At 32.9% G+C, this 13,551-nt stretch carries 15 protein-coding genes; 12 read left to right on the forward strand and 3 right to left on the reverse strand.

The annotated features are described in order from the left end of the window. The first annotated feature begins 180 nt into the window (after nucleotides 1-180). From Q0912_RS07290 to Q0912_RS07345, 12 genes are all read left to right on the forward strand, one after another. Nucleotides 181-675, forward strand: coding sequence for a DinB family protein (locus Q0912_RS07290; RefSeq protein ID WP_299113547.1), 495 nt, complete (start codon nucleotides 181-183; stop codon nucleotides 673-675). Between the two features lie 10 nt (nucleotides 676-685). Next, the gene (locus Q0912_RS07295; protein ID WP_299113551.1) at nucleotides 686-919 is read left to right on the forward strand and encodes a hypothetical protein; all 234 of its coding nucleotides are present in this window, start codon (nucleotides 686-688) and stop codon (nucleotides 917-919) included. A 216-nt stretch (nucleotides 920-1,135) separates the two neighbouring features. Beyond that, nucleotides 1,136-2,230, forward strand: a complete 1,095-nt coding sequence (gene ychF, locus Q0912_RS07300; RefSeq protein WP_299113553.1) for a redox-regulated ATPase YchF — start codon at nucleotides 1,136-1,138, stop codon at nucleotides 2,228-2,230. A gap of 45 nt (nucleotides 2,231-2,275) precedes the next feature. Next, nucleotides 2,276-3,034, forward strand: coding sequence for a DUF481 domain-containing protein (locus Q0912_RS07305; RefSeq protein WP_299113555.1), 759 nt, complete (start codon nucleotides 2,276-2,278; stop codon nucleotides 3,032-3,034). 27 nt (nucleotides 3,035-3,061) lie between these two features. After that, complete coding sequence (locus Q0912_RS07310; protein WP_299113557.1) at nucleotides 3,062-3,397, forward strand: hypothetical protein; 336 nt, start codon at nucleotides 3,062-3,064, stop codon at nucleotides 3,395-3,397. A 239-nt stretch (nucleotides 3,398-3,636) separates the two neighbouring features. After that, nucleotides 3,637-5,496 carry a DNA topoisomerase IV subunit B gene (locus Q0912_RS07315; protein ID WP_299113559.1) on the forward strand — a complete coding sequence of 620 codons (1,860 nt, stop codon included), beginning with the start codon at nucleotides 3,637-3,639 and terminating at the stop codon, nucleotides 5,494-5,496. Then, on the forward strand, nucleotides 5,493-5,972 hold the full coding sequence (locus tag Q0912_RS07320) for a hypothetical protein (RefSeq protein WP_299113561.1): 480 nt from the start codon (nucleotides 5,493-5,495) through the stop codon (nucleotides 5,970-5,972). The genes Q0912_RS07315 and Q0912_RS07320 overlap by 4 nt, the downstream gene beginning before the upstream one ends. Then, nucleotides 5,973-8,654 carry a DNA gyrase/topoisomerase IV subunit A gene (locus Q0912_RS07325; protein ID WP_299113563.1) on the forward strand — a complete coding sequence of 894 codons (2,682 nt, stop codon included), beginning with the start codon at nucleotides 5,973-5,975 and terminating at the stop codon, nucleotides 8,652-8,654. It begins immediately after the preceding gene. A 73-nt stretch (nucleotides 8,655-8,727) separates the two neighbouring features. Next, nucleotides 8,728-9,165, forward strand: coding sequence for a thioredoxin family protein (locus Q0912_RS07330; RefSeq protein ID WP_299113565.1), 438 nt, complete (start codon nucleotides 8,728-8,730; stop codon nucleotides 9,163-9,165). Nucleotides 9,166-9,169: 4 nt separating this feature from the next. Beyond that, the gene (locus Q0912_RS07335) at nucleotides 9,170-10,156 is read left to right on the forward strand and encodes an FAD:protein FMN transferase (RefSeq protein ID WP_299113567.1); all 987 of its coding nucleotides are present in this window, start codon (nucleotides 9,170-9,172) and stop codon (nucleotides 10,154-10,156) included. Then, nucleotides 10,149-10,361, forward strand: a complete 213-nt coding sequence (locus Q0912_RS07340; protein ID WP_299113569.1) for a DUF4266 domain-containing protein — start codon at nucleotides 10,149-10,151, stop codon at nucleotides 10,359-10,361. Before Q0912_RS07335 ends, Q0912_RS07340 begins: the two co-directional genes overlap by 8 nt. Before the next feature lie 16 nt (nucleotides 10,362-10,377). Continuing rightward, nucleotides 10,378-11,691 carry a DUF3570 domain-containing protein gene (locus Q0912_RS07345; protein WP_299113571.1) on the forward strand — a complete coding sequence of 438 codons (1,314 nt, stop codon included), beginning with the start codon at nucleotides 10,378-10,380 and terminating at the stop codon, nucleotides 11,689-11,691. Nucleotides 11,692-11,698: 7 nt separating this feature from the next. Here Q0912_RS07345 and Q0912_RS07350 read toward each other — a convergent pair whose 3' ends face one another. The 3 genes from Q0912_RS07350 to Q0912_RS07360 are packed head-to-tail and all read right to left on the reverse strand — an operon-like array spanning nucleotide 11,699 to nucleotide 13,288. Continuing rightward, the gene (locus Q0912_RS07350; RefSeq protein WP_299113573.1) at nucleotides 11,699-12,484 is read right to left on the reverse strand and encodes a TerC family protein; all 786 of its coding nucleotides are present in this window, start codon (nucleotides 12,482-12,484) and stop codon (nucleotides 11,699-11,701) included. 5 nt (nucleotides 12,485-12,489) lie between these two features. After that, nucleotides 12,490-12,879, reverse strand: coding sequence for a hypothetical protein (locus Q0912_RS07355; protein ID WP_299113575.1), 390 nt, complete (start codon nucleotides 12,877-12,879; stop codon nucleotides 12,490-12,492). 40 nt (nucleotides 12,880-12,919) lie between these two features. Beyond that, nucleotides 12,920-13,288 (reverse strand): helix-turn-helix transcriptional regulator, encoded by a 369-nt coding sequence (locus tag Q0912_RS07360; RefSeq protein ID WP_299113577.1) that lies wholly within the window; start codon nucleotides 13,286-13,288, stop codon nucleotides 12,920-12,922. Between the last annotated feature and the right edge of the window lie 263 nt (nucleotides 13,289-13,551).

Raw genomic sequence — 13,551 nt, forward strand, 5'->3', positions numbered from 1 at the left:
AAGAAAGATCATAATGATGACAACCTATTGTCAGTAGTTAATAAACTTCACTTAAATATTCTGTAACATATTGAAATACAGAAATTTAAAATTTATTTAATTATTTATAATCACTGCTGACATAAGGCTGTCACCACCTGTAAATACATTTGCATTAATACTAATTTTAAACCAATAAATATGGAAACTACAACAAACCAAACTTACCCTCAGGTCATTAGTCCGTCATCACTTCTAACGCATTGGCAAGGTCATAGACGTGTAACCCGACGTGTTATAGAAGCCTTTCCTGAAGATGCTTTTTTTAATCATACTATTGGTGGTATGCGCCCTTTTTCTAAAATGGTTATGGAGCTTATAGCTATTGCAGAACCAGGACTTAAAGAAATTATAAATGGCAAACCCGAAGTTTTTGATGAAGAATTTAAGCATGATAATACTAAAGCTACATTTCTAAAACTATGGGATGAAGCTACAGAGGTTATAAATACTTACTGGAAGAGAATAAAAATAGAACAGTTTCAAGAAACAGTAACTTTGTTTGGACAGTATGAAGGAACTATCTATTCACAGATTTTATACTTTATTGATAATGAGATTCACCATAGGGCTCAAGCTTATGTGTATTTGCGCTCTTTAGGTATAGAACCACCATTGTTTTATGTACGCGATTAATAAGTTACAGATGAGATCACAATTAAACAATACGGTATTAGTCTTTAAGACTTCAGTTGAAAATAAAGAAGAGATTAGTAGATTACAACCAATTTTAAACACGGTAATGACCAAAAATGATTTTTGGAATTTTGATTTAGAAGATTGCGACAATATTCTCAGAATTGAAACCAATCATCTAAAGCCAGAATCTGTTTTAGGATTATTAGGTATGCATGGATTTTATTGTGAAGAATTGCGCTAAGTTTGCTTTTATTTAGATAAACCCAAAGTTATTAGCTTTGGGTTTTTTGTAAATATAATCTTGACTAGATTTTATAATAAGTCATTAAGTAAATAACAAATCACATTCAATTTTTTCTAAAAACTTTTAAACCAAACTATTCCACTAATTAATTACATTTGCATCGTAAAAATTTAGAGTCTAATTAAAAAGATTCCCGCCTTCGCGGGAAATATTATGAAAGCTGGAATTGTAGGATTACCCAACGTAGGAAAATCAACCTTATTTAACTGTTTGTCTAATGCCAAAGCGCAAAGTGCTAATTTTCCGTTTTGTACCATAGAACCAAATATTGGTGTGGTAAATGTGCCAGACCCAAGATTGGCTAAGCTAGAAGCATTGGTCAACCCAGAAAAAGTGATACCAGCAACAGTAGAAATTGTTGATATTGCAGGTTTAGTAAAAGGCGCCAGTAAAGGTGAGGGCTTGGGAAATCAGTTCTTAGCCAATATTAGAGAAACTGATGCGATTTTGCATGTATTACGTTGTTTTGATAACGACAATATCGTACATGTAGATGGTTCTATAGATCCTATTAGAGATAAGGAAACCATTGATATGGAATTACAGCTAAAAGATCTGGAAACGGCAGAGAAGAAACTAGATAAAGTAAAGCGTGCTGCTAAAACAGGAAATAAAGAAGCGCAGAAAGAAGAGGCTGTTTTGCTTAAAATCAAAGAGGGTTTAGAATCTGGTGTGTCGGTTAGGGCTTTAGAATTTTCGGACGAAGATTATGCAGAGTATGTTAAACCCTCGCAATTTATTACTGATAAGCCAGTAATGTATGTGTGTAACGTTGATGAAGGAGCAGCAACCACAGGTAATGCTTATGTGGACAAAGTAAGGGAAACGGTTAAGGATGAAAACGCAGAAGTTTTGGTTTTAGCTGTAGGTACAGAGGCCGATATTAATGAGTTAGATGATTATGAAGAACGCCAAATGTTTCTTCAGGATATCGGTTTAGAAGAGCCAGGTTCTGCAAAACTAATACGTTCAGCTTATAAGCTTTTAAATCAACAAACCTATTTTACAGCTGGTGTAAAAGAAGTAAGAGCCTGGACCGTAACTATCGGTGCAACAGCACCACAAGCTGCAGGAGTTATTCATACCGATTTTGAAAAAGGCTTTATTAGAGCCGAGGTTATTGGCTATAACGACTATGTAGAATATGGTAGCGAAAATAAAGTTAAAGAAGCTGGTAAAATGCGTGTTGAAGGAAAGAATTACATTGTTAAAGATGGTGATGTAATGCATTTCTTGTTCAATGTGTAAAACCTTTTAGAGCTTAAGGTTTAATTTCAATTTAAACAAGTTGAGATGAAAAAGTACTTATATTGGTTTTTGGTTTTTCCTTATTGTCTTTTTGGTCAAATCAATGAGAGTGATTCATTAAATGTTAAAGCTAATTTATCGTTAACTGGTTTGTGGCAAGACGGTAATGTCGAAACCTTAATTTTTAGAGGCCGTACAGATTTTAGTGTTAAGCCCTGGAAAAAATGGGTGTATAAAAACACAAATTCTTATGTATATCAAGAATTTGGAAAAGAAAAAGCGGATTCAGATTTTTTAAGCCTTAACTTTTTGTATTTTAATCCAGAGCAAAGACTCTACCCACAAGTATTAGGTTTTGTAAGCACCAATTTTCGTAGAGAAATAGAATTTCGCTATCTCGTTGGTGCAGGAGCAACATATCAAATCATTAAACAGAAAAAACATTGGCTAAAGGCTTCATTAACTTTTGAGTACGAAGAAACTGATTTTAAAAGTAGTGTGTTTAATAACGCGGATTTTAATGGAAGTGAAACTATAAATACATTTCGGGGAACACTTTGGCTTAGCGGTAAATACGAATTATTTAAGAAAAAAGTAGTGTTAAAACACGAAAGTTACTTTCAGCCTTCACTATCTCAGGGCGATAATTACAGATGGCGTGCAGATTTAAGTGCAGAATTCCCTTTATGGAAGTTTTTGAGTTTTAAGATCAATTACCTTCAGATGTACGAAAGTATAGTTATTAAAAATCAAGAAGAAGGGGATCAGTTTTTGACATTTGGGTTTACACTTAAAAGTTTTTAATCTATAGTATAGAAATTTATATTACTTATGCTTTTCATTGCATCTATTGAGTCAAATAAGTTTCCTAAATTAAATAAGCTTAATGATGTGTCTTTTATAGGTAGTGCAATTATAGCTTGTGCAGCAATGCTGCCAATGTTTGTTATACAAGAATTGGTTCAGATTGTCTTTGGTAGAAATGAAGTTTTTGATTTAAGCTTTACATTTTTCCTTAACAACCTTTATCTTCATCTTTTTTTGACCTATGTTCTGGATATTAAAGTAAAACGGTTTTTTATTCCTATTACGCTCTTCTGTTTGTTTTGTACTATTTTAAATGGATACAGAGAATACGATTTAATTACAGAATTTCTAAAGTTTTAAGTTTATATTTTTTAAGAAAATAATATTGCAGATAAGACCAAAACTTAATGATAATATAATTCTCCGTTTAGTCTTTCATTTTCAAAATTATTCCTCTCTAAATTCCATAGTTTGCAATATGCAAAGATTGTATATTTTTAACTACTGATAACTTGTTAATTACTTTACTAAAACCATATTTCATTTTTTAAGGTATAGTCTTATATTAGCGTTCTATCTAATTTTTCGTCCTAATTTCTATGGCAGAACAGACTAACTATACTGAAGCTAATATTCGCTCACTCGATTGGAAAGAGCATATCAGAATGCGACCTGGTATGTATATCGGAAAATTGGGTGATGGCTCGTCTCCAGATGATGGCATTTATATCCTCCTAAAAGAAGTACTCGACAACTCTATCGACGAGTTTGTAATGGGTGCAGGTAAAACCATTGAAATTTCTATACAAGGAGAGCGTGTTATTGTACGTGATTATGGTCGAGGTATTCCACTTGGTAAAGTTGTAGATGTAGTGTCTAAGATGAATACTGGTGGAAAGTACGATTCTAAAGCCTTTAAAAAATCTGTTGGTCTTAATGGTGTTGGTACTAAGGCGGTAAATGCATTGTCTAATTACTTTAGAGTAGAATCTACTAGAGATGGTAAATCTGCTTCAGCAGAGTTTGAGCAAGGTAATCTTACTAATGAAGAACTCTTAGATGAAACCAGCAGACGAAAAGGAACTAAGGTAACTTTTATTCCGGACGATAGTATTTTTAAAAATTATAAGTACCGTAATGAGTATGTCATAAAAATGCTAAAAAACTATGTATATCTTAATCCAGGATTAACTATAGTTTTTAATGGGGAAAAGTACTTTAGTGAAAATGGATTAAAAGACCTCTTATCCGAAAACATAAATGAAACAGACTTGCTATATCCTATAATTCATCTTAGAGGTGATGATATAGAAATAGCACTGACACATAGTAAGACGCAGTATAGTGAAGAGTATCATTCGTTTGTAAATGGTCAGAATACAACACAAGGAGGAACGCATCTTGCAGCATTTAGAGAAGGGGTTGTAAAAACCGTAAGAGAGTTTTATGGAAAAAATTATGATGCTTCAGACATTAGAAAATCCATTGTTTCTGCAATTGCTATAAAAGTTATGGAGCCTGTTTTTGAAAGTCAGACAAAAACTAAGTTAGGTTCAACAGATATGGGCGGCGATTTGCCAACTGTAAGAACTTATATCAATGACTTTATAAAAACCTATTTAGATAATTATCTACATAAAAATCCAGATACGGCAGAAAAGATTCAGCGTAAAATTCTTCAAGCAGAACGTGAGCGTAAGGAATTATCTGGAATTAGAAAGTTAGCTAAGGATAGGGCTAAAAAAGCAAGCTTACATAATAAGAAATTACGCGATTGTCGTATTCATTTCGGTGATACTAAAAAAGATGGTTATTTAGATACAACTTTGTTTATTACAGAAGGAGATTCAGCATCAGGAAGTATTACAAAATCAAGAGATGTTAATACGCAGGCGGTTTTCAGTCTAAAAGGAAAACCATTGAACAGTTATGGATTAAGCAAAAAGATTGTTTACGAAAATGAGGAATTCAATTTACTACAAGCGGCTTTAAATATTGAAGAATCTTTAGAAGATTTAAGATATAATAATGTGGTTATTGCTACTGATGCCGATGTAGATGGTATGCATATTCGATTATTGTTAATTACATTCTTTTTACAATTCTTCCCTGAAGTTATAAAAGAAGGACATTTGTATATACTTCAAACACCATTATTTAGAGTGCGCAATAAAAAGGAAACCATTTATTGTTATTCTGAAGCTGAGCGTATTGAAGCCATAGAAAAATTAAAGCCAAAGCCAGAAATTACGCGATTTAAAGGTTTAGGTGAAATCTCACCAGATGAGTTTAAACATTTTATTGGAGAAGATATACGTTTAGACCCTGTAATGTTAGATAAGGATATGTCTATAGAGGAATTGTTATCCTTTTATATGGGGAAAAACACACCAACAAGACAAGAATTTATTATTGAAAATCTTAAGGTTGAACTTGATGTCATAGAAGACGCTGTATGAGAACTGATAATAGAAAGGTGAAGAATACGGTTGTTTCTATCTATTTTATATTGATAGTCTTTGCTATACTATTGGTAACGATCTTTAAATCATTTGAATTTTTTACTGATAGTACGTTCTTTATAGCTTTAGGATTGTTTGTCTCATTAGTGCTTTTCCACTCTATTGCTGGTTATTTTGAATATGATAGTGATGGTGCTAAAATTATAATACTAAATAAAGGACTCATTCTAACAGAATATATCAACTACAGGGAAAATAAGGTAGAGTTTACAAGGCAACAACTGGTAGGGTTTAAGATAAATAATTATATTATTTATAAGTCTTTGGTGGTTTTAATTAAGACTTATGAAGGAAAAAAAAGAAAAGAACGCTTTAACGTTACGCTTCTAAAACCAAAGAAGTTAAAATATGTAAAGCAATCACTTAGTAAAACAATAAAAGCAAACAGAAAGCTTAAGCTTAAACAAGGATAGATGACAGAAGAACATGATGAAATGTTGAATGAAGACAACGGTAACCAGGAAACAATTACAAAGGTTACAGGAATGTATAAAGATTGGTTTTTAGATTACGCATCTTATGTAATTTTAGAACGTGCTGTACCAGCTATAGAGGATGGTTTTAAGCCAGTACAACGTCGTATTATGCATTCTATGAAGGATCTGGATGATGGTCGCTATAATAAGGTGGCAAATATTGTAGGGCATACTATGCAGTACCATCCTCATGGAGATGCGAGTATAGCAGACGCTATGGTGCAGATTGGTCAAAAAGATTTACTGATTGATACCCAAGGGAATTGGGGAAATATATTAACAGGGGATAGAGCAGCAGCATCACGTTATATAGAAGCACGATTATCTAAATTTGCTTTAGACGTAGTTTACAATCCAAAGATTACAGAATGGCAGGCTTCTTACGATGGCAGACGAAAAGAGCCTATCAATCTACCAGTAATGTTCCCTCTGCTTTTAGCCCAAGGTGGAGAGGGTATAGCTGTAGGGTTGTCTACTAAGATTTTGCCTCATAACTTTATTGAGCTTATTGACGCATCTGTAAAACATTTAAAAGGAAAACGATTTACGATATATCCAGATTTCCCTACAGCAGGTATTGCAGATATAACCAACTATAACGATGGTCTGCGTGGTGGCAAAGTAAGGGTTAGAGCAAAGATTGCCCAAAAAGATAAGAATACGCTCACTATTACTGAAATTCCTTTTGGGACTACAACATCTTCATTAATTGATTCAATTTTAAAAGCCAATGATAAAGGTAAAATAAAGATCAAAAAGATTGAAGATAATACAGCTGCCGAAGTAGAGATATTAATTCACTTGCCATCAGGATTATCACCAGATAAAACCATTGATGCTTTGTATGCCTTTACTAATTGTGAAACGTCAATTTCGCCATTAGGTTGTGTTATTGAGGATAACAAACCATTTTTTGTAGGTGTTTCAGAAATGTTGCGTCGTTCTACGGATAATACAGTTCAGCTTTTAAAGCAAGAGTTAGAAATAAAACTAGGCGAGTTTGAAGAACAATGGCATTTTGCTTCACTTGAACGCATTTTTATTGAGAACAGAATTTATCGCGACATAGAAGAGGAAGAAACCTGGGAAGGTGTCATTAAGGCTATTGATAAGGGACTTCAACCTTATGTTAAACACTTGAAGCGTAAAGTTACTGAAGATGATATTGCTAGACTAACTGAGATAAGGATTAAGCGTATTTCAAAATTCGATATAGATAAGGCGCAACAAAAGATAGATGCTTTAGAAGATCAAATCGCAGAAGTTAAGCACCATCTTGCCAATCTTATTGCATATGCTATTGCATATTTTGAAAGACTTAAAAAAGATTATGGTGAAGGTAAAGAGCGTAACACCGAGCTTCGCGTTTTTGAAGATGTTGACGCTACTAAAGTGGTTATCCGAAATACGAAACTTTATGTCAATAGAGAAGAAGGTTTTATCGGAACATCATTACGTAGAGATGAATATGTTTGTGATTGTAGCGATATAGATGATATTATTGTTTTTACCAAAGAGGGTAAAATGATGGTGACTAAAGTAGATTCTAAAACTTTTATCGGCAAGAATATTATCCATGTGGCCGTATTTAAGAAAAAGGATAAGCGTACTATTTACAACATGATTTACCGTGATGGTAAAGGCGGTCCTTCTTATGTAAAACGTTTTGCTGTTACTAGTATAACACGCGATAGAGAATACGATTTAACCAATGGAAACAAAAACTCTGTTGTATGGTATTTCTCTGCAAATCCTAATGGTGAAGCCGAAGTGGTTACTATATTGTTGCGTCAGGTCGGAAGTATTAAAAAACTAAAATGGGACCTCGATTTTGCTGATATTATTATAAAAGGTAGATCGTCAAAAGGAAATTTGGTTACAAAATATTCTGTAAAACGTATAGAGCTTAAAGAAAAGGGCGTGTCTACTTTAAAGCCTCGTAAAATCTGGTTTGATGATGCTGTACAGCGACTTAATGTTGATGAACGCGGAGAATTAATTGGTGAATTTAGAGGGGAAGACCGACTTTTGGTTATTACACAATCTGGTGTCGCAAAAACTATTATACCAGAATTGACCACACATTTTGACAGTGATATGATTGTGCTAGAAAAATGGGTGCCTAAGAAACCTATTTCTGCAATTTATTTCGATGGTGAAAAGGAACGTTACTACGTGAAACGCTTTTTAATTGAACAAGAAGGAAAAGAGGAGTCCTTTATTTCGGACCATCCAGACTCGCAATTAGAAATCGTTTCTACACATTGGCGACCAATGGCAGAAGTGGAGTTTACTAAAGAGCGAGGCAAAGACCGAAAGCCAAACATGGTGGTTGATCTTGAAGCATTTATAGCTATTAAAGGAATTAACGCGTTAGGTAACCAATTAACCAAAGATAAAATCAATCAAGTTAGTTTATTAGATCCATTGCCATATGAAGCGCCAGAAGAAGTCCATGCTGACGAATTAGAAGTAGTGGGCGAACAAACAGTTTCTGTAGATTTAGAAGTCTCTAAAGATTCCGGGCAAGAGGAAAAGCCAAACGAAAATACTTCGTTAAACAATGATGATGAGGAGGATTTGGATATTGATGATAAAGGTCAGGTGACTTTATTTTAATAAACTTTTGTTAATTGCATACTTCAATAAGTAATTGGTCGTTAATAAAAGTACACCATCACACTTTATCTAAATGAAACATTACTTTATTGTTGTAATAGCTTTATTGCTACCATTTTTTAGCTTTTCACAAGAATGGATTACCGATTTTGATGAAGCCAAATCTTCAGCAAAAGAAAATAACAAGAAAATTATATTAGTTTTTCAAGGATCTGATTGGTGCGCTCCATGTATTAAATTAGACAAAGAAATTTGGCATACAGATGAGTTTATAAGCTATGCTAAAGAGCACTTTGTGATGCTTAAAGCAGATTTTCCTAAACGAAAAAAAAATGCTCTAAGCGAAACACAACAAAAACATAATGACAAACTGGCTGAGGTTTATAATAGAAATGGCTATTTCCCTTATGTTGTTGTTATGGATGCAAATGGTAATGTATTGGGAAGTACAGGGTATAAAAAGACGACTCCAAAAGTGTATATAGATATTTTAGAATCTTTTAAAAACTAAAAACTTGAAAAAGACAGCCATACTTATTTTTATACTTTTTTTTAGTATATCAGTTTCTGCTCAAGTAACTCACAAACGTATATTAAAACTCATGGGCAGCCGTTTTGATATTACAATAATTGCTAAAGACTCATTAGTTGCAAATGCGTATATCGATACGGCTGTTGCTGAAATTACAAGAATAGAGAAGTTGATTTCTTCATGGGACTCTAGTTCGCAAACATCTAATATTAATAGAAATGCTGGTATTAAGGCCGTAAAAGTAGATAAAGAACTTTTTGATCTTATAGAACGTTCTATAGCTATCTCAAAGCTAACAGATGGTGCGTTTGATATCTCATATGCTTCTATGGATAAAATATGGAAGTTTGATGGAAGTATGAAAAAGATGCCTGAAGATTCTGATATAAAAGCTTCTGTGGAGAAAGTAGATTATAATAATGTCATTCTTAATGCTTCAGATAAATCTGTTTTTCTAAAACACAAAGGAATGAAAATTGGTTTTGGAGCTATAGGTAAAGGCTATGCTGCAGATAAAGCAAAAGCATTACTTATAAAAAAAGGTGCCGTTTCTGGCATTATTAATGCCTCTGGAGATATGAATACTTGGGGAAGGCAAACCAATGGTGAGGAATGGAAAGTGGCAATAACAAATCCTTTAAACAAATCTAAAGCCTTTGCAATATTACCTATAACTAATGGATCAGTGGTAACATCTGGTAACTATGAAAAACATGTTATGTTTGACGGTAAGCGCTATTCGCATATCATAGATCCCAGAACAGGTTACCCGTCCACTGGGATTATTAGTGTTACTGTATTTGCCCCTAAAGCTGAATTGGCTGATGCTTTGGCTACCTCAGTTTTTGTTATGGGTAAAGACGTTGGATTAAATAGAATAAACCAATTACCAAATATAGAATGTATAATTATTGATGATGACGGTAATATTTTCACATCTCATAATATAAAAATTAATTCAGATGACTAAAAAATGTATAATATTAATAATGTGTGTTCTATTCTTAACATCTTGCACTGTAGTAAAAGAGTATGAAAAAGTAAATCTGAATGATCCGGATATGATTTTGACTGCTAAAAAATCAGATAGAAACATTTCTACTTTCCATTCCTATAGAGAGGCTGCAGTAGGTGCAAATGGTGGTAAAACTGGTGGTGGTTGTGGTTGTAACTAAAATTAGATAAAGAGATTTGAAAGTATTAAGTTTAGTTGTAGCTATAATATCAGTGCAGTTTGTTTTAGGGCAATCTCAAGATTCAACACAAGTTTATAAAAAGAGAGTTTTAGAAACTTCAGAAATTGATTTTCTTACCAGCTATTACTCGCAAGATGGTGATAATGCTGCAGTTAGTGGTGGAATAGGAACCGAAGAACTAACAGATGTTACCGCAGCTTTTATTGTATCTATTCCATTGAACGACGATGATGTTTTAACTATTGATGCAGGAATCTCAGCTTATACTTCGGCCTCTTCAAGTAATGTAGATCCTTTTGATGGTGGTAATTCAGCGGATCCATTTGTTAGTAGTTCTGGTGCGTCTCAATCTGATCTATGGGGAAATATTACTGGTGTTTATAGCCATAGCTCTGATGATAGAAATGATATATGGACAGCTAAATTATCTGTATCTTCTGAGTATGATTATTTTTCAGCAGGTGCAGGAGGGAGTTATACTAAATTATTTAATGAGAAAAATTCAGAGCTTACTGTAAGCGCTAATATTTTTATAGATACATGGAGTGCTATTTATCCGACTGAATTAAGGCCGTTTGCCGAAGGAGGTAATGGATTAAACAACTCATTGTTTGCTCAAAATACAATAACAGGGAACACAAATTACAATCCTGATTTTAAAGAATTTAAAGATGAAGGGAGAAATTCATATGCTATTGGTTTGGGCTTTTCACAAATACTATCCAAAAGAGTTCAAGGTGCTTTATTATTTGATGTAATAAAGCAAGATGGACTTTTATCTACACCTTTTCAACGCGTGTATTTTAGAGATGTGGCAGACTCATTTATAGATAACTTTCATTTAGCAGATGATATAGAGCGACTTCCGGACTCCAGATTAAAAATAGCTTTAGGAGGTAGACTAAATTATTATATAAATGAAACCTTTGTATTAAGAACGTTTTACAGGTATTACACTGATGATTGGGGAATTAAATCGCATACAGCGAGTGTAGAGTTACCAATAAAATTAGGAAATAAATTTACATTATATCCTTCTTATAGGTTTTATAATCAAACAGCGGCAGATTATTTTGCCGAATACGAAGCACATCTTTCAACCAGTGATTATTATACTTCAGATTTTGACTTGTCTAAATACAGTGCAAATCAATTTAGTTTTGGATTAACTTATACTGACATTTTTACCAAACTCCATATTTGGAAAATTGGATTAAAAAGTATTGACTTAAAATATACGTATTACGATAGGGATAACACTTTGAGTTCGAGTATAATTTCAGCGGGATTTAAATTTGTAATGGACTAAATTGAGGTTACTTTATTTTCCTGGTTCTATGATTCAAAAACTCTACAAACAATGAGAATGCTATTGCAAAATACAAATAGCCTTTAGGGATAGCACCTACTGATTTTCCAAAGAATTCTGTGTGCGATAAGTGGGCAGCTTCAGTAATAAGCATAAAACCTATGAGAATTAAAAAGGCTAAACCTAAGATTTGCATGCTCGGATTACGGTCTATAAACTTACGTATGGGGTTGGCAAAACCAATCATAACTGCAATAGAAATCATAACTGCAATAATCATAAGCACCAGCGTATAATTATGGTTAGGGTGTAAACCATTAGTCATTCCAACAGCTGTAAGGATAGAATCTACTGAGAAAATGAAATCAATGATTAAAATTTGAGTAATCGCTTGGGATAATGATTTTATAACTTTAGATTTTATACCCTCTTCGTCATGAGATGGACTTTCTACTTTTTCTCTTATTTCAGATGTACTTTTATAAATCAAAAACAAACCGCCAGTAAATAGAATAATTGCCTGCCAACTAATAGCAATTTTTAACCAGTTAGACTCTAAGGCATAGAAAGGTTCACTTAATCCTATTAAAAAGGAAACAAAAAACAAAAGAACAATACGTTGTACCATAGCTAGCACCAGACCAATATTGGTAGCTTTGCTTCGTTGCTTTTCAGGAAGTTTATTTGCAGCAATAGATATAAATACAATATTATCGATACCAAGAATGATCTCTAAAAACGTTAGCGTAATCAATGCTATTATAGCGTCAGAGGTCAATAGAAAGTCTAACATGGTATTCAGTTTATCTTATAAGCCACACCTTTTTCTATTCGTTGTGGTCGATTTGGTTTATTTACTACTAGTTTATATTCAAAAGTATAAGACGATGTGCCACTAGTTGATAATATTTTCATATGTATAGCATCTTTTTCGGCATTGGTTTTTGGGTTTAATTTCTTAAGAATAAACTCGCAGTCATTTATCCAGCGTACTGTAGATGTATCAATGTTATTTTCGTAATAATCAATATTTAAAGTTTCTGTACGGATAAATCGCCCAGTTTTTTTAACACCGTTTATGGTGTAATCAAACTCAAATTCACCAGTTTTAAACGCGTTGCAGTTCCGCTCTGTGTCATAGCAACTAAATACTGTTATTAGTAGTAAAAGTGAAAAAAAACGTCTCATTCTTAGCCTTTGTGCAAAGATAATGAATACTCAAATTAAACTAAGGCTTGTAGCTTTTAAATGTTCCGTCTTTGTAAAAGATAACAATCTTTTCAATGCCATAATCTATTTTTGATTGATTTAGGGACGTTTCTTGAGTTGTATCCGTAAAATTTGAACTTGGTGATTCTGAAATTTGGTTGGCTTTTGGGAAATTGCCTTTCCCATTCAATAACCAATACAGTTCCACTTCGGGATAGGAGTGGAGTACCTTCATTACAAAATCTAAACTTGGTTTATTTCTTCCTGAGAGAATGTGAGAAATACTAGAGCGTTGTACACCAATTTTTTCAGCAAAACCAGAAGCCGTTTCATCATAAAACTCGATGACTTTTTGTAGTCGTTTTGCAAATTCATTGGTGTTGACCATTGTAAACTAAAATTATCTATAAATAACGATACAAATGTAAACATTAGTATCTTGATTATTTAAAATTTTAAACGATATATTATTATTAGTTGAATTTATAGTTCGATTTTAGTTTGTAAAAATCTGAATTTAAATAATTTAACTTTAAATAAATTTATAAATTAAATTTTCCTTAATATTGATATTTGTGTACTACGAAAATTAATACATAACTGTATAACATTGTAACATTTCTGTTGACATTTGTTGTTTACAATTGTAAA

This window comes from uncultured Winogradskyella sp., assembly GCF_947498345.1.
Classification (GTDB): domain Bacteria; phylum Bacteroidota; class Bacteroidia; order Flavobacteriales; family Flavobacteriaceae; genus Winogradskyella.